The following is a 22,303-nucleotide window of genomic DNA, read 5'->3' as shown; positions in this document are numbered from 1 at the left end:
AATAACATCCTTATCGGGAAGAGGCTGCAGCCTTTTTTACCTTTTCCATGACCTGTTCCGGTGTCATGGATCCACCAATCAGGGCTTGCAGGCCCGAAAGCCAGACAGATGCAACGCGCGGTGGATTGGCCGTATCAAGCCACGGCATCAGATAGGACGAATCCGCGATAACCTTGAGACCTTCAACGACAGACGGGTTCATGCTTTCAGCCGAATATCCGCCAACAGTGGCGCTTGGCTGCCCATAAGGTGGGGCCGACAAAACCTTCCCGTTGTCGGGCGAGGTGATAAACTTCATGAAATCCACAGCCAGCGGAATGTTCTTCGACGCGGAATTGATCATATAGCCTTCAGGCGCACCTTCGGTTGATTTGACATCACCCTTTGCGTCTTTCGCTGCTGGCAGTTTGAAAAAGCCAAAGTCTTCCTTCTTCAGTGCACCATCTGCCGTGCTTTGATCAAACTCGATAATTTCTTGATAATACATTGCGGATTTGGCGTTGCTGAACTGCTGCAATGCCGAAGCATAGGATGAGCCGTTTGTACCTGCGCCGTCCGAACAATCGTCGATGAGCTTCTTCAATTGTGTCAGGCTCTCAACATAGCCTGCATCAGAATATTCGGCCGTCTTCGGATTGAAATCCTTTTCAAGCGTCGCTTGTGGTACATTATAGGCAAGCAACTGTCCGGCAAAATGCACGGCCGGCCAGCCTTCCTTGTTCCCGAACGAAATCGGCGTCACACCGGACTTGCGCAGAGCTGCACATGCACTGATCAGCTCATCGAAACTTTTGGGTTCCGCCACACCGGCCTTGGCAAAGAGGGCCTTGTTATAGCCCATGAACTTTGCGTCCAGATAAAGCGGAATGCCGAATAATTTGCCGTTATACTCAAATGCGCTGACCGCGGCAGGGGCGAGCTGTTTGCCCCATGGTGTATCGGGACCAATAATCTTGCTCAGGTCAACAGCACGATTGCCCCTTACAAAGTTTTCGCCCCAGCTCCCGGTCCAGGTGAAGTAGATATCGGGCAGCGAGTTAGACGCAACCAGCGCCTTGGTTTTCCCCTTTACGCTATCGTCGCTTTCCTGAATAAGCTCGACTTTGACGCCCGGGTGAAGCTTCTCATATTCCTTGCCCGCATTGACAAAATAGGGCGAAAGCTGCTGAAGGCCGAACTTCGTCAGAATGCTCAATGTGCCGGAATATTCGACGGGAGCATCAGGTTCCGCAACGACGGCGTCACCGGCGCGTGCTGCATCCATAGTGCCAGCCAACACTCCAAACACCAGAAGTGAGGCGAGGCTCGTTGTGCTCAAAGGCGTTTTGCATTTCATCTCGAAGTTCCTCTCTTTTAGCTATTGTTTCTTTATTTCGTCAGAATGCAGGGCCCCGGTCCGGCCAAGCCGGACCGGGGCGGTCTGTTAGTACTCGACACGTTTGTAATAGCGCCGTGTGGTCAGCGGGTGGTCGCGCAACACTTCCAGATGGGCACTCAAACGTTCCAGCATCGTTGCCAGAATGATTGGAGAGATCAGGCTGCGCGTCTTCTGAGAGATGCCCGGCAGACTTGCTGAAGCGGCGTCCAGAATACGAACCTTATCGGTGTAGCGCTTCGCGAAACTTTCGACCCGCTCCGTCAATGGTCGGCATGCATCCTCGCCCTTGAAGATGAACAGGCTGACGCCTGGCTCAACCAGTTCGAGCGTACCGTGGAAGAAGTCGGACGCATGAACCGGACGCGTGCGGATCCATTGCATCTCTTCCAGAATGCACATGCCGTAATAGTGAGCCTCTGGCCACGCAGTGCCAGCGCCGGTAAAGATGTGATACTTCTCGTCTTTGATTTCCTGCGCGAGTGCAGCTGCGCTTTCTTCAAAGTTCTCCTTCACCGAAACCAGTAGCTCCGGAAGGCGCTTCAATTCAGCGATGGTTTGATCAAAGTCTGAAAATTCGCCGCGCTCTGCCAGCAGTGCCAGCACGATCAACAGCGTCTGCAGGTAAAACGATTCTGAAGAAGTGTCGTCCTCTGCAAAATTGGTGAAGTTGTAATCGGCATCAAGGCCCAGAGGCGTGTCCTTGTGACCGGTAAGCGATAGCGTTTTAACACCCTTCTTTTTCAAGAATGCCAGAAGCTGCACGCTTTCCTTGGTCGTCCCCGACAGGGATGGAAGGATCACGAGTGCCTTTTCGTCCAGCCCGGCGGGCGCTTCTAAAACAACCTGAGCGGAGAATGCCGCTGACACCGGGAAAACGGTTGCGTTGCGGGCAATCTCGATTGCGGGCTGGGTCAAAAACTGTACGCCGCCCGTCCCCATGAAGAAAATGCGTTCCAGGCCATCGTCGAGCAGCCTGCGCATCAGAGCGCGTACATCCTCTGCAATTGCGACCGCGCCGCCCTGTATTTTTACAAAGCGATCTTTATCGAAGTTGAGCATTACTACCTTCCCGTTTGCGCAGTTGAAACCTCGAGAAAAGCCCGAACCGGTTTTGCGCCTGTAACTCGTTGAGACAATGTGAGATCGATCTCACACATATTTAGCACACAAGATTTTTCCTGTGGCAAGTAGGTTTCAGAATTTTTTTTACAGGCAGAAAATCAAGCTTCGTTGGCTCATCGACGGCTGACCGAACCCCGGACTATCAGCTTGGTTTCAAAGCTTATTTTCTCTGACGGTCTCTTATTTCCGGCTATTCTTTCGAGCAGAAGCCGGCCGGCAGCACGACCTATTTCCGACACAGGCTGGGAAATGACCGTGATCTGTGGATCGGTAAAAGTCGCCAGATTGAAATCATCAAAACCGATCAGAGAGACATCATGAGGAATCGATATTCCCATCGATCGGAAAGCTAAAAGCGCTCCCTGCGTCATCAAGCTGTCGACGGTAAAAAGTGCCGTTGGAGGCTTTTTCTGACTGAACAGACGTATCGTTGCATCCACGGCATGCTCAACCGTCGACTGTGCGACGCAGATCAATTTTTCGCTGGGTTCGAGGCCATGGGCAAGTAATGCAGTCTTATAGCCAGTGAAACGCTCGCGCGATGTGAAGATGCGTGCATCATCCTGCAAAAGCGCAATATCGCGATGCCCCATTTCGATCAGATATTCAATGGCCTTGCGCGCGCCACCTTCATTGTCGACCACGACACTGTCGCACTCGACACCCTGCGCTGCGCGATCGATCAGGACCAGAGGTACGTTTTCGTCGATCAGACGTTGCAGATGCGAACTGTCTTCGGCTGATGTCGGCGCCACTATGAAACCGCGAATGCTCAACGATTGCAGGCTGGCCAGCAGTGATTTTTCCTGATCCAGTTGTTCTTCACTGCTCGCAATGATGAGATTGTGCCCTTCTTCTCGCGCCAGCACTTCAACATCATGGGCAATTTTTGCAAAGAACGGATTCTGGATGTCGCCAAGAACGCAGCCGATAATTGGCAACTGCCCGCTGCGCAGAGCCTGAGCCAGTCGATTGCCTCTATATCCCAGTTTCTCCGCAGCAGCCTGAACCTTCTGCGCCGTTTCATCACCAACATAGCCGTAACTGTTGAGTGCGCGGGCAGCCGTGGCGCGCGATACATTCGCCAGTGCTGCCACATCCTTAAGGGTAGCCGATTTCAGAGCCATACCATTTTCACAACTGATGATCCTTGACAGTTGTTATCATCCGGAGAGGCGCAAGAGTAGTACCGTCTATCAAATGATTTGCAGGATGATCGATCGAAGATTATTTGGGCTCTGATCTATTGTGCGGTGAAAGGCCGGGCATTTCAAAACAGCCATCGTCGTACAGAATGGAACGGGACTGTCAGCCAACCAGGAACTCTCGCGATGCGATGATTGCCAGTCAAGAACATGATCGTCCAACTCGGACGACCGGAAAGAGGCCCGTAAACGGTCGGTCCGGGTTACGTGGTTGCGGATGAAATTACGGTCATTGGGACGCTCGCACAAGTCAATTGAATGCGAGATGCATGACTGAGGAGAGACGTCGGGTGACTGGTGCCATAGTAGGATCAAATTCGACATCGACGCCGATTGCGAACTGTCCGATCTCAGGGCGTCCAACATTGATGGCGGACAGTCGGTCTGACCCTGAAACAAGGGCTAGTGTGGCTTACTCGGCAATATGAACGCAATCTCGACCGCTGCTCTTCGCCTTATAGAGGGCATGATCGGCACGCTCTATCAAAGAGGTGGGGCCTTCATCCTCCCCGCAACCGCGACGCCAAAACTCGCAGTCGGGTGCGCCTCCCCCGCTACCGTGTCGAATGCAATTTGTTTAAACGCTGTTCTTAACTCTTCCGCCAATTGGCACGCAGAGGTGCTCGCGATTGAAGGTAACATGACGGCGAATTCTTCACCGCCAAGACGCGCCATGATCGCATCGCCGGGCGCCTTCTGCTTGAGAACCTCAGAAAACCTCCGAATGACCAACGCCTGTTCGGACCTTCAGCCTTAAGGACACGATAGATGTTATCGCGGTTGAGATGCGACAGGAAGTGGTGAAGAACGAAGGTTAGATCATCCAGTGGAAAGCCCGCCGCGCGTCGCACTGCGCAGATGATGGCCTGTTCCTCCTCCGTTACGCGCCATGGCAAGCGCTTTGGACGGCTCGAGCGATCCTGGACAGCATGCTCTCCCCGTTTGCGCCACTTGCGCACTGTCTCATCACTGATGCCATAGCGTCTGGCCATGACGCCTGTCGGCTCCAGTTGATCGGGCAATTTCTGCTCGCACCGCAGGGGTCGTTCGCGCTTGAGGATGGATTTGCATCATCACAGGGCCTCATTGATCATGGTTTCGAAACGCCACGCATTTTCAGCAATAGCCCATCCTACCTCATCCCAATGATGTTCCGCAACCAGACAGCTAGAGCAGCACAACATTTGGCAAAACGAGGGCGCCTCCAGAAAACAAAAGCAACAAAAAAACTACAAGGCGCATGTTTCTTGCCGAGAGTGCTGGAGGCCAGCGTCGGGCTAGATAGGTCGACACCAAGACAGCAGGCAATCCGGCGAGTGTCCATAAAAGCGCGTGATTATGCCAATCACCATTTGCTGCGACGAGACCAAGACGAAAGAGCGAATTGAGCGAAAATATCGCCACGAGCGTTTCTCGGATAACTCTGTGCGGTAACGGTTGCCGATAAAACTGGAATACCAATGGAGGTCCAGCAGTCGAGAAAAGGCCGCCCATGATACCGCCAAATGCGCCGAAGATGATAAATACAATCCCATGCGATTGATACTCAAGCGCAGAGGACCGCCGGATCAACTGCAAGCTCGACACAATGATGACAGTGCCAAGCAGGGTGCGTAATATCGATAGCGAAGTTGAGGCTAAAAGTGTCAGCAACGCATAGCCGAGAACAATCATCGGTATAGCGCCGACAAGCGACAGCAAAAAAGGCTTTGCAGCAATATCCCGCCATCCACGTGCCAAAACCATGCCAGCATTGGTAAGCGTCAGCAGACTGATCACAATTGCAGCTTCCGGCAAAGGAACAAGCCCCGATACTGCCACCGAACCCATCAGCAACAGACCGAAAGCAAATCCTGTCAAAGTTTGAACATAAGCTGCCACAAACGCCAGTAGAGCAAAAACCGCATATGCGGATATTGAAGTCATATTTTGCGACCATACCGGAGATTTAGCACACGAAACGGCTCCAGCCATTCAAGATCAGGCACCACACCCAACCCCGGCCCCTTCGGCAGTGAGACAACACCATTGTTTACCGCTGGCCAAGTCGGCACGACAGCACCGCGCAGGGGATTTGGATTAACGTCGATTTCCAGCAGCCCGTTTCCACCCGCAGCAGCCAGAATATGCGCGGACGCTGTCAGGCCGATACCTGCACCCAAAAAATGCGGACAATAACGACGACCTGCGAAGAGTGCAGCACGCGCGACTTCATAACATCCCGTCGGTCCACCCCATTTTGCTGCATCGGGCTGAATGACAGAAAGCACGCCCACACGGATCGCAGAGCGGAAAGACGATAAGCCGACGAGATTTTCACCACCGGCCAAAGGGGTGGCAGTCAGTTTGGCAAGTTTACGCCATACGGCACGACTGGCATCGGCACGGACAGGCTCTTCCAGCCAACCTAGATCAAGATCAGCCGTCGCAAGCAGAAAATCCTGAGCTACATTGGGTGAAAAGCCTTGATTGGCATCCGCATATAGCCTTTCACCGGGTTGAAGGCTTTGTGCAAGTGAGCGGATCAAAGCCAGATCCCGATTGAAATCAAAGCCGACTTTCACCTTGAAATCACGATAACCGTTATCGCGAGCCTGCGCGACCATGGCCGCAGCATCGCAAATGTGAATACCGCTCGCATAAGCTCGCACTTCATCTTGTGTGTCCGGCGACAAGGCTTTAGCCAGTGAGACACCACGCCGACGCGCAATGAGATCCCAATAGGCCATATCAAACCCGGCGATGACCTGAGAATATGGCCCAGCCTCCCCCGTCTGGAGGGCAAGTATCTCGGTTTTTTTGCTTAATTCCCTCCAGAGATTGGCAGGATCGGGCAGTGGCCCGTCAATAATGCGAGGCGCTATATCGCAGATGAGCAATCTGGCACGATGCTCTGCTCCGCAAGCTGGCCAGTTGCACCAGATTTCCCCCCAGCCAACCTGGCCGGTCTCATCTTCAACCCGCACCAGCACAGCTGGACGATCCCGCATCGTGCCAAATGATGTCGAGACCGGTTTCTCGAGCGGAACACGAAAGACATAGGCCTCGACGGACCGAATAACACAATTCTTCAAAGAATCTGGCTTATGCATGGATCTTCATCCTGCCAGAAATCCGCCGTCGACGGCATAAACCGTACCGGTGGCGTAGCGCGAGGCTGGCATCGTCAAAAAAACGACAGCACCCGCGACTTCATCAGGTTGCCCCCAACGTTTCAGTGCCGTCCGGGCAGAAATCCGGTCACGATGTGTCGTATCCTTGCGGCCTTCACTGTTGATTGCCGTCTCGATATATCCGGGCGCCACTGCATTCACACGAATGCCCTCCTCCGCCCATGCCAAAGCCAAAGCCTTGGTCAGCATGACCACACCGCCCTTACTCGCACAATAAGCAGGCAGGCGCGGCAGGGCAGCAAATGCATTCATGGAGGCAATGTTGACAATTGAACCGCCAGACGCTGCAAGATGAGGCCGAAAAGCCGTGCAGGTGCGGAACGTACCGGTCAGGTTGACATCAAGCACACGCTGGAAAATCTCAATCTGGAATTCCACATCCCGCATGAGAATGCCCGCACAATTGACAAGCGCATCGACCTTATCGAAACGCGAAGCGAATTCATTAACTTCCTCATCCGAAGTCACATCCAGAATAGCGAGATCGGCTCCCGTAACAGAGCCTAAAGGCGAACGGTCAAGTACGGACCGGTCATGACCTGTCGCCGTAACCCTTGCGCCACGGGTAAGAAACAGTTTGGCAATTGCCGAACCTATATCACCCGCACCACCGATTACCATGACCCGGAAGTCAGGTGGAAAGATAAAAGGATCTTCCATTTCGTTCCTCAAATCCCAGCCAAAGCGACATATTTCAGTTCAAGAAAGCCTTCGATACCGTAGGCAGAACCTTCACGGCCCAGACCCGACTGTTTGACGCCGCCGAAAGGCGCCATCTCGTTGGCAAGCATACCGGTATTGACGCCCACCATACCCGCTTCCAGTGCTTCCGCGACCCGCCAGACACGACCAAGATCGCGCGCATAGAAATAAGAAGCGAGACCAAACTCACTGTCATTTGCCATGGCGATCACCTCTTCCTCGTTGCAGAACGTGATAACGGGAGCAAGGGGAGCGAAAGTTTCTTCCTTTGCGACCTTCATATCCTGCGTGATGCCGCTCATGACCGTCGGCTCGAAGAAAGTACCGCCTAGCGCACTACGCCTGCCGCCGGCGAGAACCTTGCCGCCTTTGGCGAGTGCATCGCTGACATGTTCTTCCATCTTGGCTACCGCCTTCTCATCAATGAGCGGCCCTTGGCTCACACCCTGTTCGGTGCCGCGACCCAGCGTAATAGCCGATACTTTCTCGAGCAGCTTCGCCGTGAATTCTTCCGCGACCGTTTCCTGCACATAGATGCGGTTTGCACAGACGCAGGTCTGTCCGGCATTGCGAAATTTCGAGATCATCGCGCCTTCGACAGCTGCATCGATGTCAGCGTCATCGAAGACAATGAAGGGAGCGTTACCGCCCAGTTCAAGTGAGAGGCGCTTGATACCATCGGCAGCTTCCTTCATCAGCCAACGGCCGACATTGGTGGAGCCTGTGAACGTTATCTTTGCAATCTTCGGATTGTGGCAGAACTCCAGGCCAATCGGTTGTGCCTTGCCCGTTATAACGGAAAAAACACCAGCCGGGACACCAGCGCGTTCGGCCAGAACAGCCAACGCAAATGCCGAAAGCGGGGTCTGTGCTGCCGGTTTCAGGATCAGGGAGCAGCCAGCCGCGAGAGCCGGACCTGCCTTTCGTGTGATCATTCCGTTGGGAAAATTCCACGGCGTGATTGCTGCACAAACACCGATAGGCTGTTTGAGCACCATGACCCGCTGGTGTTGGTTGGGAGCAGGAATAATATCGCCGTCAATGCGCTTTGCCTCTTCTGCAAACCATTCGAGATAAGCCGCGTTGGAGAGGATTTCGCCCTTTGCTTCACCAAGGGGCTTGCCCTGTTCAGCGGTCAGTATCTGCGCAAGATCATCTGAATTTTCGACAATGAGTTCAAACCAACGCCGAAGTATGCCAGCACGCTCCTTGGCGGAGCGATGCGCCCATTCGACCTGTGCTACCGCCGCCGCATCGATTGCCTGGCGCACTACTTCCACCCCAAGGTCGGGGACTTTAGCGATTACCGATCCATCATAAGGGTCGGTAACCGTAATGGTGCATCCATTTTCCGAACTTATCCAGCCGCCAGCCACATAAGCCCTGTCGACAAGAAGTGACCGGTCCTTCAGGGCTGCAATGGGCGATGGCGATTGATCATCCATAATATGGTTCCTCCTTCAAGCCGTGGCTCAGGCAGCAGCATAGCTGCTGGCAAAATCCCCTTCATTCCGGATGGCCTGGAAAGCGGGCGTAGCGGGAGACCAATGCGACGCTTTTGCTTCGGTCAGGGCGCTCAATGCATCGATCACAGCGACCCCTTCACCAGACAGAGTCTTGGCAACGGCTGCAGTATCCGGGAAATGCGAACGGATTGCGTTGAGCCAGATGGTGCGGCCAGCCAGAAAACCGCCAGCTCCTGCGGCATAAGCATAGTCAAGCACACGCTCGAACTTCTCTGTCGCCGCACCGCCCGACAGCAAGACCCATGGAATGCCGGCATCGGCGCAAATCTTGCCAATCGCATCGAATTCCCGCTGAGCGGCAAGAGACGCTTCACTACCGTCGCGCACTGGCAGGCTATTCGCGGCAAGCGGGCTTTCAAGCTTCAGAAGATCGACGCCATATTCGGGTTTTGCAAATTCACGAACGCTCTCGATAACCAGTTCCGGCAGTTTTGTCGGAGATTCGACATAATCCGCCGTATGACCGGCCGAGCCAAGAAACGGAAATACGAGGAGTTCCAGCACATAGGCTATGTCATGGCGACGACACTCTTCACCGATCTTGCGCACGAACGCCTTTTGATGTGCGAGAACATCGGCTGATGCGTCTGGCCGATACCATGCCAGAACTTTAACTGCATCACCGCCCAGCCGGCGGATTTTTTCGACGCTCCAATCCGCAATGACCTTGGATTTACGTCCACCTTTGCTTTCCTCGGTGCGATGATCCTCAAGCGTAACGATCAGGCCGCATTCCGGCGGCAAGACATCAATGGCTGCGGGAATGGCATAATTAGGGTCGAAAAGCATCGAGCTGCAATGCGGTGCGAGATTTTCAACGAGAAGCCGCTTTGCGGTCAGCACTTCCGCGAACGTAACTTCCGACTTATCGACACCACGGGTCGCAGCAATAGCTTCAAAAAGCGGCGGACGCTGATCCAGCGCCACCATGCAGAAGTGACCGTTCTTATTGGCGAGACGGGCAAGTCCACGCGTTTTTCCAAGTGTGAGCATAACGATACCTTTCAGGATGATTTCAATTCTTCGAGGGAGGGGATGGCGGCACGACCGCCGTGCCGCGTACATTTGAGTGCCGCCAGCGCGCTGGCAAAGCCCAGGGCTTCTTCAATGCCCAGCTTCATGCCCATCGCAAAAGCATAGGCACCATGGAAAACGTCACCGGCTGCGGTGGTGTCGACTGCGGGAACGGTCGGTATTGGCATTTCATGTCGGCCAAGTTCGTCTCGCCAGACGATTGCGCTGCTGCCACGGGTGACGGCGACCATCCGGCATCCGAACCCGGCTGCCTGCGCCAGCGCATGATCGACATCGGCACCGCCAAAACCACGCAGTCCAGGCTCGGAGAAAATAGCGTGATCCGTCAGCGGAAGCAGACGCTCGAAGACGGCCGCATCAGCAACATCCCCGTCAAGAACTGTCGCAATGCCACGCTGCCTTGCCGCTCTGAAGAGAGCTTCCACACCTTCCGGCCAGCGGGGGTCTGCCAGAACACAATCTGCAACAAGTCCCGAGAGAGGAAGCCATGAAGGATCGGATGGGTATTCCCCGCGAAAATTGGCGATTTGCCGCTCGCCATGTGCATCGACAATAATGCCGGATACGGATGAGGCACCACCGTCGAAAAGGCGGAAGTGACTGATATCAACGCCTTCTGCGGCAAAATCCTTTGCCATGATATGACCAGCGTCATCATTGCCCGCCCGTCCCCAGAAGGATACGATCCCACCAAGCCTTGCCACGGTCACGGCGGCATTGGCAGCCATGCCACCAGGCTCGGTCAGATGCTGACTGGCTCTGATTTTTTCGCTGCCGCCTGCTAAGGGCGCCTCAACCCGCCAGATGCGATCAAGCGCAGCAAGGCCAAGGCAAACCACCGATGGACTGGCATCTTTCGGCAAGATCGTGGCGAAGGTCATCGGATGGCCTTTCCATCCACGCTGTCAAAAAGATGGACTTTGTCAACTTGCGGCATAAGGCCGAGGCGGTCGCCAATTTTGGGTCTGAGTTCGGGATTGACCCGCGCAATCGTTCTGGAGCCGGCAAGATCAAAATGGATAAGCGTATCGGAACCAAGCGGTTCCACCAGATCGACAGTCACCGGCAAGGAATTGCGTTGATTATCTACCGGCATAAAATGTTCGGGACGAATGCCAAGCACAGCCTCGCTTCTATCCCCGAGAGCCGTTGCAAGTGAATCGGATAGTGGGGCTGCAAGCTGCGGCGCGCCTGTCAGAACAAAACCGTTGTCGCCCCGCCGGATGTTGAAAAAATTCATCGCCGGAGAGCCGATAAAACCGGCAACAAACTGGTTTGCAGGCGTTTCATAAACCTCTTCCGGACGACCGAATTGCTGTATCTCGCCACCTTTCAGCACGACGATACGGTCGGCCATGGTCATGGCTTCCACCTGATCGTGCGTGACGAAGATCATTGTGGTCTTCAGTTCCTGTGACAGAGCCTTGATCTCGGTGCGGACCTGCCCGCGCAATTTTGCATCCAGATTGGAAAGTGGCTCATCGAAGAGGAAAACCTTGGGGTCGCGAACTATCGCACGTCCCATCGCGACACGCTGACGCTGACCGCCAGAGAGTGCTTTCGGCTTGCGTTCGAGAAAAGGGGCAATATGCAACAGACTTGCTGCCCGACGCACGCGCGTATCGATCTCTGTCTTGCTCATTCCGCGTAATTCGAGCGCAAAGGCCATATTGTCATAGACCGTCATATGCGGATAAAGCGCGTAGTCCTGAAACACCATTGCAATATCGCGCTTAGAAGCCGGGACGGCGTTGACATTCGTCTCGCCGATGAAGAGGTTGCCGGAGGTAGAAGGCTCCAGACCAGCGATTATTCGCAGCAGCGTTGATTTTCCGCAGCCCGAAGGACCGACGAAGACAACGAATTCTTCATCGGCAATCTCCAGATCCAGTCCTGGAATGATAGTCAGATCACCAAACTTCTTGACGATATTCTGGATAGTAATCGAGGCCATGTTGTCACCCAAACGAAAGGACAGGCTTGATGAGCTTGCCTTCGGCAAAGCGCGCGAAATTTTCCGGTAGCGTATCGAGAGTGAAGGCAGCATCAACCAGACGGCGATAGCGATCCTTGTTCGCACGCAGCAACTCAACATTCGCAGCGAAGTCACTGACCGGGAAATAGAAGGTGCGGATCATGTAGAAATCCTTGCGCCGGAAGATCTTGCCCTCCTCGATGCTCCAGGGAGCCGAGTTCTCTCCAACCAGCATGAGTGCGCCCCGCGGCAGAACCAGTTCTATGCCGAGATTGCGCGCCGCATGGGCACCCGAACATTCAAAAATCAGCCTGAAACGTTTGTCTCTTGCACCAACTGCGTGCGCTTTCGCGCCAAAGGAAACCGCAATTGCGAGCCGCTCTTCATTCGGATCGCTGATATGGATGTTCTTGTAACCAAGGCTTGACAGCGCCAGCACGACACCAAGTCCGACCGGCCCTGCACCGGTTACCAAAACCGGCACATCGCCCTCAGGCGGGACGAGCGGCATCGCAAAGCGAACGGCATGGGCCGACGTGCCGATGGTGTCGAGAAGCAGCGGCGCAAGGTCATCCTCTATATCGTCAGGCACCGGCAGCAGACAGTTTTCCGGCACCGGGACATATTCGGCATAGCCTCCCGGCCGGTTCCAGCCGATAAGGCTCGATATTTCCAGACACATCTGCGTATCACCGGCTCTACATGCATCACAGTTACCGCAGTGAAGCGGAATATAGACGGCACAGCGTTGTCCATCGCGCGGATGGCCGGCCTGCTCGACAACACCGAATATCTCATGACCAGCGGTAAACTCCGCACCTTTGTACCACAGCTTGAAATCCGAGCCGCAGAGCGCCGTCCGCAAAACCCTGAGCAGAACCTCTCCCGATCCGAAAGGAGGAATATCCTGGTTTTCGATCGTAATCTTGCGTTCGCCGTGAAAGACGGAGGCACGCATGCGGGCATTTTTTCTGTCAGTCATTTTGCTTATCCTTTAACAGCGCCAAGCGTCAGTCCTGCAACGAGCCAGCGCTGGACAAGAATGGCGAGTGCGAGCGGCGGCAGCGCGATAAGGGTGGCGGCCGCCATCAGCGAACCCCACTGGGTCGAACCCTCTCCAACGAAATTGAAGGCAGCGGCAATCAGTGTTTTCGTGTCGGAATTCGACAGGATCAGCGAAAACAGGAAGAAATTCCAGGAGAAGACAAAGGCGAGGATCGACGCAACTGCAACTCCCGAACCAACAAGCGGCAAGGCAACACGCCAGAGAATTCTGGTTACCGAGCAACCGTCCATCTGTGCTGCTTCAAAAACGCTGCGTGGAATGTTGTCGAAGAATGGCAGCAACACCCAGATGACAATCGGCATGGTGATGACCGCATGGCTTAGAATCAGTGCCGTATAGGACCCGATGAGACCAACTTCGCGGAACATGATATACCACGGCAACAAAAAGAGTGTTCCCGGCGCCATGCGCGCGGCAAGTGTCAGGACGGCAGGCCATGTGATCCGCGACCAGGACACGGCGAAGGCGGAAGGAATGCCGAAAACCAGACCGAGCAGGGTCGATCCGATCGTCACGATAAAGCTGTTGCCGGCATAAGACAGGAAAGGCGTCGTCTCCCAAAGGGTAGCGTAATTCTCCAAAGTCGGCTGGAAAAACAATGTGGGCGGATAGGCCGTCACCTCGAAAGACGGCTTGAACGAGGAAAGCACCATCCAGACTGTCGGAGCCAGAATAAGAATGCCTGCAACGGTCAATTGAACCGTATTGAGCCAGTGCAGCCAGGTGCGGGGGGCCGAGTGATCGTTCATCATCATCTCCTTACCAGGCAACCGCATTACGCATGCGATTGAGCATCAACACGGCGGCCAGCACGATGGCCGAAAGTGTGATCATCAAGGCGCTCGCATAGCCGACATTGAAAAACTCAAAACCCACACGGAATCCATAGATATTGAGCGTGTTTGAAGCGTTGCCCGGGCCGCCCTGTGTGGTGATGTAGATGATGTCGAAAAAACGCAGCAGATCGACGCTTCGCAGCACTGCGGCGGTGACAATGGTCGGCAACAACAGCGGCAGGGTAATGCGACGGAATATCCGAAAAGGGGAAGCGCCATCGATCTGTGCCGCTTCATAAACACTGGGTGGCAGGGATTGAAGACCGCCCAGAACGATCAAGGCAACATAAGGTGCCCATTGCCACGTATCGATCAGCGCAATAGTCGGAATGACCCAGCTTGGGGAGGCAAGCCATTCGGACTGCGGTAAACCAAGAGATTGCAGAATATAGTTTGCGGCACCGAGAGACGGATCAAGAATAACCAGCCACATCATGCCGGCCACCACCGGCGGCATCATAAAGGGCGAAATGAGAAGTGAACGCAGCAATCCTGACAACCGCCTGGAATGGAACAGCAGCATGGCAAGATATATGCCCCCGATAAGCTGGAGGATCATCGACAACAGGTAGAGCGCAAAGGTGACGTAAAGACCGTTCCAGAACTCACCATCAACCGCAAGCGCCGCATAATTGGCACCACCGGCAAAATGCGCTTCTCCTGTAGACGAATAGGAATGGAACCCAAGCCAGATCGTATAGATCACCGGAAAGGCTATCATTGCAACGGTAAAGATAACCGCCGGTGCGGACAAGGCAGCAAGCTGCCGTCCCTGGCCATTGATGGAGCCTGGAGTCATGATTTGGTCTTTCGACTAACGATTGTCAGATACCGGGACTTGGCTTGCATGTCCCGGCCAAGAGACTATTTGTGGGCAATCAGACCGTTAAGAGCAGTGTCTGCGGCGGCACATGCTTCCTCGACAGATCGTTGGCCGAGAAGTACATCCTGCACGGCCTGCCCGATATAATCGCGCGATTCTGGATTGGCGTTGATGGGATAACCCACTTCGGACGATCCGTTTGAGGCCAATACGCCGAGCGCTGCCTGCCAGCTTGCACGCACAGGCGCTTCGGCAATCCATGCCTTGTATTCCTCATCGGATGCAACCGAAGAACGCGGCGAAGCAACGCCTTGAAGCGCCAGACGCTTTTGCATTTCAGGACTCGAAGCCCACTGCATGAAATACCAAGCCGCATCCTTCTTTTTGCTGTGGCTGGAAATTGCCAGTCCCCAGCCGATGGCAGTCGGGACCGTCCCCGCTTCACCCGCTGGCAACGGAACGACATCCGTATCGTTCAGGCGCTGTCCGCCTTCCATGATGGTGCGCAATTCATTTGAGGATTCAAAGGCCATGGCGGCGCGACCGCTGCGATAGAGCGCGGAGATCTGGTAAAAACTGTAATTCGCAGCACCCGGAGGCCCATATTCGCGCATCAGATCGCCATAATAGGCGATTGCTTTTTGCCCGTTGTGCGAGCATAGCGCCGACTTTCCGTCGACAATATAACTGCCACCCATATTGTGAAGCACATTGCTGAAAGTGTAAGCGATTGCAGGCTTTAGGCCGCGCGATACAAAAGGTGTTACAGCGGTATCGCACTGCTTGATCTTCTCGACGGCAGCCTTCACGTCTTCAAGCGATGATGGCTTGGAAACGCCGCATTTCTCGAAAATGTCAGTCCTATAGTAAAGTAACGGTCCTTCGAGATTAAGGGGAACGCTGGTCAACTTGCCATCGAAAGTTGCAGCCTTGACAAGAGCGGGACTGATACCCGCAAAATCATAGTCCGGCGCAACTGTGTTTTTTACATAAACTGAAAGATCAGCATACCAGCCCGACGCAGCAAATTGCTGACCTTCGCGCGAGGCAAGTGTCATAAATACATCAACCTCATCGCTACCTGCGTTGAGCACCGTCATAAGGCGCTGACGCATCTGCTGTTCCTGATAGGAATCGACCTTCAGCTTGATGCCGGTCAAAGCCGTAAACTCGTCCTTGTAGGAAAGCACGGCTTGCGACCAGGGATTATTGTTGGCCAGAAACGAAACCGTTTCACCTTCATGCGCTTTCCAGTCAAAAGCGAAGGCCGAGGTGGCGGTTCCTGCCATAAGCAAAGACAAAACGAGAGCAGGTATAGAACGTTTTTTCGACATATGCTCCTCCACAAAGCCGCCCTCCAGCGGCAGATCATGCACTTCTCCCAAGCGCATTCTCTATGTAACCGGTTACATAATTTATAACTTACAGCAATGTCAACAGCCCCATGGCGCAAAATTCTGCCAGATATATGCTATTTTTCATTTGACTTATCTTATTTCATTCCCGAATAAGGGTATGTAACGTTACATTTTTGAGCGACATATGAAAAGTGATGGGGAAAAGACGGGCATAAGGGTCGTTGCGAAACTTTCCGGGGTTTCAACGGCAACCGTTTCGCGAGCGCTCAACAATCCACAAAGCGTAAGCGAAGATTTGCGCATAAAAATTCAACGCGTCATAGATGAAACTGGTTATGTGCCGCACGGTATGGCCCGCGCCCTGTCCAGCAATAGAACCCGTACGATTGGGGCGATAATCCCGACGATAGACAATGCAATGTTTGCCCGAGGGATTGAATCCTTACAGAAATTTCTGTCTTCGCGCGGTTATATGCTCATCCTCGCGACAAATTCGTATGATATTGATATCGAACTGGAGCAGGCGCGCAATCTGATCGGACGTGGTGTTGATGGATTGATTTTGCGAGGTGACTGCCACCATCAGGCGCTACGCGATCTGCTCGCAACCCGCGGAGTCCCTTTTATCAATGTTGGCGTCTACAACCCGACGCAGCCTCACCCAAGTATAGGCGTAGACAACGAAGCTGCCGCATATCGTGCCATGATGCACCTTATTGAAATTGGTCACCGCCGTATTGGCGTGGTGAGTGCGCTTCAGCGCAACAATGATCGCGCTAGTGCACGAATACGAGGATTTCGACGAGCACTTGCCGAACATGAACTGGAACTGCCGGAGGCCTGGCATGTCGAAGTGCGCTATACGCTCGATGACGCACGCGATGCTGCACGGCAAATTCTGCTCGGCAAGGATGTTCCATCAGCCATTGCATGCGGGAATGACGTCCTTGCCTACGGTGTGATGCTCGAAGCCGAACGAAGAGGCCTGAATATTCCGGCAGACCTCTCTGTTGTCGGCTTTGACGATCTTGAGTGGAGCCGTCATCTCCGCCCTTCCTTGACGACGCTGCATATTCCAACGGATTTAACCTGGAAAGGCGCTGGCGAATATATTCTGGCTCGCCTTGATGGGCACAATGTTCCTACGCATTACGAAGTGGATTACGCTCTTGTGATCCGAGAATCCACCGCTCGACCGAAACAGACGATCAGCAGACGTGAAAGTTGAAGAACGCAGCGTCTCGGGTGGATGAAAAAAGGGGTATTGTCACGTGGCTGTGTCGCAAATTTTTCAGACGGTTAAAAGCGAGCTGATCCTTGGGCACACTTATGCTGCGAGCTCCGCCAAGACCTGAAAAGGCGAACGGTTTTCGTTGTCGAAGTGGTTCTTACGAATCATGTGAGCTACTTCGATGCCTGCGATGGTGGCTGAGGCAGAATGGAATGCCTTGAAGCCCATCATTGGTTTGGTGATCCGTTTAATAAAGCGGTGATCCTGTTCAAGGATATTATTGAGGTATTTGATCTGCCTGATTTCGATAAGCGCACCGGTTCCTGTGAATTTCAGGATCGTGTTGACAGCTTGAAGGCCCACCAGATTGGCGCCGCTTTTGTCAATGACAACCCTCTCGGGAACGCCGTTCGTTGCAATGGCTTTCTTGAAGAAACGCCGCGCCGCGGCCAGATCGCGACGTTCAGACAGCCTGAAATCAAGGTTTTGGCCATCGCCGTCGACGGCCCGGTATAGATAGGTCCATTTACCCCGCACCTTAAGATAGGTCTCTTCAACGCGCCAGGAACGCGCTGTAGGTCGCTTACGCATATGAGCCTGCGTGGCGATCTGAGGCGAGTACCGAATGACCCATCGGTTCAATGTTGCATGGTCAACGGATACCCAACGTTCAGCCAGAATTTCCTGAGGATCACGATAGGAAACCGGATAACGGGCATAAAAGAACACCGCATGCAGAATGACGCTTTTTGGGGAGATGAGCCCCCTTGAAATCGATTGTCATCAGCTGTCACTCCACTCTCAACTAAGCGCACCGATGTTCCAATAGCGCAGCAGGAGTGAAAATTTCGCGACAGAACCGTTTTGTATCTTCCGGCGAGAAATTCACCTTCCCGAACACACCTAATGATTGCTACTGTTTTGACAACTTTGGGGGGGATTCGATGCGTCTAGGTAGTATATCCATTCGAAACTTTCGGCGCCTGAATGATGTGTCCGTTGATTTCGAAAGCAAGGAAACTGTTTTTGTTGGCCCGAACAACAGTGGCAAGACCTCTGCGACGGCTGCCATTCGCAGCTTTCTCGGGAATCGGGAATTCAAAATCCATGACTTCTGCATTCTCGCCATTGCTTCTATCGACGCCTACGTTCCCGGTAACGAAACCAACCTACCCCAAATAGAACTTGATCTCTGGTTTCATATTGACCCGGACTCAATTGCGTTCGGTCGGGTTTTTGCCCTGGCAACGAGCCTTTCCGCTGATTTCTCGGAAATCGGGATGCGCTGCGCGTTCGCCGTGGATGACGCACCAGAACTCTGGAAGCATTACGATGCAGCTTTCCCACCAAAGGAAGATGGCACCCGCAAGCGTCCCTTGAGCTTCTTCCTTGGAATGGAAGGCAATTTGAAAAAGTATTTCGGCATCAAGGTGTCTTCGCTGGAAAAGCTTGAACAGGAACTCGTGGCAACGCCACTTTCCACGCAAGAAGGCAAGAAGATTCTCAATTCTTTGCTCCGCGTCGATTTCGTCGATGCCCAGCGGAATATTGACGACGAAAATGCCGCTAGAAGCAATAGGCTGTCAGATGCCTTTGCGACATATTACCGGAGAAACCTGGAGCAAGCGAAACACGCTGAAGACGCCATCACGGTCATCGAACAAAACAACGAGAATCTGACCAAGCATTATGACGAACGCTTCAAACCACTGATGACGATGATCGGAGGTCTTGGCCTACCCTCCGACAACGACCGCGCGATGAAGGTCGTTTCGACACTCAGTTCGGAGGTTGCACTACGCGGTAACACCGAACTCTTCTACGTCGATTCCAGTACCAAACATGAGCTTCCTGAAGCCTATAATGGACTGGGCTTCAAGAACCTCGTGTTCATGGCCATTCAGGTCGATCATTTTTATCGGCAATGGCTAGCGACTGATGAGAACCGACCGCTTTGCCAGATGATATTTATCGAAGAACCGGAAGTGCATTTGCACGCTCAGGTTCAACAAACATTCATTCGCCAAATGTGGGACGTTCTCAAAGCCGACGCGCCCGAAGGTGAAAACAAGCCCCAGCTCACAATAACGACCCATTCGTCGCATATCCTAGACACAGTCGATTTCTCAAAGATCCGCTACTTCCGCCGCTGCCAGGTCCGCGGTGAACAGGAGAACGTGACCTATCAGGGAACAACTGTGCATAGTCTTCGGCAATTTCAACCGGAACCACTTGCATTTGGCGGCGATGTGATCGAGCCAGCAAAAGCACTTTCTTTTCTAAAAAGATATTTGAGACTTACGCATTGCGACCTGTTCTTCTCCGATGCTGCCATACTTGTTGAGGGGGCTGCTGAAAAACTGCTTTTGCCGCGCATGATCGACATTTCGGCGAAGGAACTGAACAAAAAGTATCTGACAGTTCTGGAGGTAGGTGGAGCATACGCGATGCGCTTCGCCGGATTGCTGGAATTCCTCGAAATACCCTATCTGGTCATCACCGACATCGACTCCGTTGATCCCGCGAGAAACCGGGCAAATTGCGTTGCTACCCTTGAGGGAGCCGTATCATCGAATGCGAGCTTGGGATACTTCTTCGGAGAGACAAGAGTTGCCGAGTTGTCAGCCAAGGTCTTCGCCGATTGCCTGCAGGCCGAGGGAATGCGTTTCGTCGCCTTCCAGAAGCCTGTAGTGATCGACCGTGGGGGCAATCCCCATACCTTCCACGGCAGAACCCTTGAAGAAGCCTTTGTCTACGAAAACCTTGATCATTTTCATGCGGAAGGTCTCAGCATAGGCGTCGATTTGCCTACAGATCCAGCCGAATTGCAGGAGGCCGTTTGGAAACGCATAAAAAGCGACACTTTCAAAAAGACTGAATTTGCCATGGATGTCCTTGCCTACGAAATAACGGTAGAAGAGGACGAGGAAGCTAACGTGGGGCAGAGCAGGGACTGGAATGTCCCGCACTACATCTCCGAAGGCCTGAATTGGTTGAAGACACGTCTCTCCCAAAACCAGGGAGCTGGCGAATGACAGCGAAGCTCAGGCCAACTGAAGCCGATACTAAAATTGCTGAGTGCATCGCGAAGAACGTTTCATTTTCGGTTATCGCAGGCGCCGGATCAGGCAAGACCACATCGCTCGTTGAAGCTCTGAAAGGAATTCAGAAGTCCCGAGGAGACGGACTTCGGAAAAACGGTCAGCGCGTCGTGTGTATCACATACACAAACCGTGCTGTTGGGGTCATTTCATCTCGTCTTGGTTTCGATGAACTCTTTTACGTTTCCACCTTACACGGATTTCTTTGGGCTGAAATTGCTCGTTTTCAAGACGCTATTCGGGAAACCCTTCGTGATGCGATCATTCCGCAGCATATAGAAAAGGCCCGCCAGAAAGATAATGGAGGGACATCGCAGGCAGCGCAAAAAGCCAGGAAAGATCTGGAACGCCTATCCGCCGAACTTGTTGCGCTAAACGATCAGAAACCATTGGTCTCTTACGAAGAAACTGTTATCAGCGACTATTCGAAATGTGTCCTGAACCATGATGATGTTATTGACGTCGCGGCCTATCTGATCACGAACAAACCGCTCTTGCGCAAAGGCCTCGGGTTCAAATACCCCTACATTTTCGTCGATGAGGCTCAAGACACCTTCTCGCAAGTCGTAGAGGCCCTCAATGCTGTTTGCGCGGGTGAAGGGTTACCCGTCGTCGGATATTTCGGCGATCCGATGCAGCAGATTTACGACAAGCGTGCCGGAGATTTCGCCGGTCCTGAAGGTTCCAAAAGGATTCCAAAGGAAGAGAATTTTCGAAGCTCAACCTCGGTGATTGACCTTCTCAACAACTTCAGAACCGATCTGAAGCAAGTTCCTGGCGGGAAAAACGCCGACATTGAGGGCAGCGTTTTGATCACCGTCGCGCAGGCCCCTGAACCTGCCAACGGAAACAGATACTCAGCCGAGCAGTTGGATGAAGTAGCGGCGAAATTCGAAAAAGCGGTAAAGAAGTGGGGATGGACAGATAATGCATCTGTGAAGAATCTATTTCTGGCTCGGCAAATGATTGCGCGCAGGCTCGGGTTTGTCACAATACACAGGTTGTTTACAGGTACTTATTCATCGTCCAGATCCCAGTCCGATTATGAAGACGGGACGCACTATCTTCTCAAACCGTTTGTGGACGGCATTTTTCCGTTGGTCGATGCATCCCGCAACAACGATCCTAAGAAACTGATTGAAACACTGCGAAGAATAAGCCCCGCTTTTGACGACACTGACGCTAACAAGAGTAAAACACTCAGACAGATGCTCGAAGAAGCCTCAAAACACGCAGCTGCTTTGGCGGATAAATGGGAAGGTAATTCGGTCAAAGACATTTTGGAGTACTGTAGCGCGAACGCACTTTATCCAATTTCGGACCGCCTTGCAGGTCAGTTGGCCCGCGCTGCCCGCGAACCTTATGACTCCGGCAATGAGGATCACCAAAGGGAAAAAGGCGATTGGCTGGCTGATGAATTCTTCAAGCTGAAAGCTGACGAAATCGAAAAGTACATCGATTTTTTGGATGAAAACTCTCCTTTCAGTACGCAGCACGGCTCGAAAGGCGAAGAGTATGAGAACGTGCTGGTCATGATCGACGATATCGAGGCAGCCTGGAATGCTTACAGCTTTTCAAAAGTTTTGACTCCAGGCGTGGCCGGCGATCCAACCGACCGGCAGCAAGAACTTACTCAAAAACTGGCTTATGTTTGTTTTTCACGGGCGGAAGTGAACCTTAGAATCTTAATGTTTTCGAAAGACGCGGAAGCGGCAAAAAAAGAACTGGTAGAGCGCGGTCTGTTCCAGGACGGCCAGGTTTCCATTTTGTAG

General features: G+C 53.2%; 18 protein-coding genes and 2 pseudogenes. 3 read left to right on the top strand and 17 right to left on the bottom strand.

The window, feature by feature from the left end:
• Positions 1-10: 10 nt before the first annotated feature.
• The 16 genes and pseudogenes from CES86_RS02965 to CES86_RS02890 form a co-directional block, all read right to left on the bottom strand.
• A complete protein-coding gene (locus CES86_RS02965; protein ID WP_094513632.1) occupies positions 11-1,336 on the bottom strand; it encodes an ABC transporter substrate-binding protein in 1,326 nt (441 codons plus the stop codon).
• Positions 1,337-1,423: 87 nt separating this feature from the next.
• The gene (locus CES86_RS02960; protein WP_094513631.1) at positions 1,424-2,437 is read right to left on the bottom strand and encodes an SIS domain-containing protein; all 1,014 of its coding nucleotides are present in this window, start codon (positions 2,435-2,437) and stop codon (positions 1,424-1,426) included.
• 176 nt (positions 2,438-2,613) lie between these two features.
• Entirely contained in the window at positions 2,614-3,627 is a 1,014-nt protein-coding gene (locus CES86_RS02955) for a LacI family DNA-binding transcriptional regulator (protein WP_094513629.1), read from the bottom strand.
• Positions 3,628-4,188: 561 nt separating this feature from the next.
• On the bottom strand, positions 4,189-4,380 hold the full coding sequence (locus CES86_RS27835; protein ID WP_235819878.1) for a GGDEF domain-containing protein: 192 nt from the start codon (positions 4,378-4,380) through the stop codon (positions 4,189-4,191).
• Positions 4,381-4,436: 56 nt separating this feature from the next.
• Positions 4,437-4,779, bottom strand: a pseudogene (locus CES86_RS02945) (IS481 family transposase); the annotation flags it as partial.
• A gap of 93 nt (positions 4,780-4,872) precedes the next feature.
• Complete coding sequence (locus CES86_RS02940) at positions 4,873-5,631, bottom strand: sulfite exporter TauE/SafE family protein (protein ID WP_094513627.1); 759 nt, start codon at positions 5,629-5,631, stop codon at positions 4,873-4,875.
• On the bottom strand, positions 5,628-6,797 hold the full coding sequence (locus CES86_RS02935; RefSeq protein WP_094513625.1) for a mandelate racemase/muconate lactonizing enzyme family protein: 1,170 nt from the start codon (positions 6,795-6,797) through the stop codon (positions 5,628-5,630). Before CES86_RS02935 ends, CES86_RS02940 begins: the two co-directional genes overlap by 4 nt.
• Before the next feature lie 6 nt (positions 6,798-6,803).
• The gene (locus tag CES86_RS02930) at positions 6,804-7,538 is read right to left on the bottom strand and encodes an SDR family NAD(P)-dependent oxidoreductase (protein ID WP_094513623.1); all 735 of its coding nucleotides are present in this window, start codon (positions 7,536-7,538) and stop codon (positions 6,804-6,806) included.
• Positions 7,539-7,546: 8 nt separating this feature from the next.
• Entirely contained in the window at positions 7,547-9,025 is a 1,479-nt protein-coding gene (locus CES86_RS02925) for an NAD-dependent succinate-semialdehyde dehydrogenase (RefSeq protein ID WP_094513621.1), read from the bottom strand.
• A gap of 27 nt (positions 9,026-9,052) precedes the next feature.
• Positions 9,053-10,099, bottom strand: coding sequence for a tagatose 1,6-diphosphate aldolase (locus CES86_RS02920; RefSeq protein WP_094513620.1), 1,047 nt, complete (start codon positions 10,097-10,099; stop codon positions 9,053-9,055).
• Positions 10,100-10,110: 11 nt separating this feature from the next.
• Positions 10,111-11,022, bottom strand: coding sequence for a sugar kinase (locus CES86_RS02915; protein ID WP_094513618.1), 912 nt, complete (start codon positions 11,020-11,022; stop codon positions 10,111-10,113).
• A complete protein-coding gene (locus tag CES86_RS02910) occupies positions 11,019-12,095 on the bottom strand; it encodes an ABC transporter ATP-binding protein (protein WP_094513697.1) in 1,077 nt (358 codons plus the stop codon). Before CES86_RS02910 ends, CES86_RS02915 begins: the two co-directional genes overlap by 4 nt.
• Positions 12,096-12,099: 4 nt before the next feature.
• The gene (locus tag CES86_RS02905; RefSeq protein ID WP_235819877.1) at positions 12,100-13,098 is read right to left on the bottom strand and encodes an alcohol dehydrogenase catalytic domain-containing protein; all 999 of its coding nucleotides are present in this window, start codon (positions 13,096-13,098) and stop codon (positions 12,100-12,102) included.
• Between the two features lie 5 nt (positions 13,099-13,103).
• Positions 13,104-13,931 (bottom strand): carbohydrate ABC transporter permease, encoded by an 828-nt coding sequence (locus CES86_RS02900; RefSeq protein WP_094513617.1) that lies wholly within the window; start codon positions 13,929-13,931, stop codon positions 13,104-13,106.
• A gap of 10 nt (positions 13,932-13,941) precedes the next feature.
• Positions 13,942-14,817 carry a carbohydrate ABC transporter permease gene (locus CES86_RS02895; RefSeq protein ID WP_094513615.1) on the bottom strand — a complete coding sequence of 292 codons (876 nt, stop codon included), beginning with the start codon at positions 14,815-14,817 and terminating at the stop codon, positions 13,942-13,944.
• A 65-nt stretch (positions 14,818-14,882) separates the two neighbouring features.
• Positions 14,883-16,175 carry an ABC transporter substrate-binding protein gene (locus CES86_RS02890; RefSeq protein WP_094513694.1) on the bottom strand — a complete coding sequence of 431 codons (1,293 nt, stop codon included), beginning with the start codon at positions 16,173-16,175 and terminating at the stop codon, positions 14,883-14,885.
• A 208-nt stretch (positions 16,176-16,383) separates the two neighbouring features.
• Here CES86_RS02890 and CES86_RS02885 point away from each other — a divergent pair, with 208 nt between their 5' ends.
• A complete protein-coding gene (locus CES86_RS02885) occupies positions 16,384-17,427 on the top strand; it encodes a LacI family DNA-binding transcriptional regulator (protein ID WP_094513614.1) in 1,044 nt (347 codons plus the stop codon).
• 99 nt (positions 17,428-17,526) lie between these two features.
• On the opposite strand, the pseudogene CES86_RS02880 reads toward CES86_RS02885, so the two are convergent.
• Positions 17,527-18,214, bottom strand: a pseudogene (locus CES86_RS02880) (IS6 family transposase).
• A gap of 55 nt (positions 18,215-18,269) precedes the next feature.
• Here CES86_RS02880 and CES86_RS02875 point away from each other — a divergent pair.
• Entirely contained in the window at positions 18,270-20,465 is a 2,196-nt protein-coding gene (locus CES86_RS02875) for an ATP-dependent nuclease (protein WP_235819875.1), read from the top strand.
• Positions 20,462-22,303, top strand: coding sequence for a UvrD-helicase domain-containing protein (locus tag CES86_RS02870; RefSeq protein ID WP_094513611.1), 1,842 nt, complete (start codon positions 20,462-20,464; stop codon positions 22,301-22,303). Before CES86_RS02875 ends, CES86_RS02870 begins: the two co-directional genes overlap by 4 nt.

It is taken from the genome of Brucella lupini (genome assembly GCF_002252535.1).
Classification (GTDB): domain Bacteria; phylum Pseudomonadota; class Alphaproteobacteria; order Rhizobiales; family Rhizobiaceae; genus Brucella; species Brucella anthropi.
Note: the sequence above shows the minus strand (reverse complement) of the source record. Positions and strands in the feature narration are given on the sequence as shown.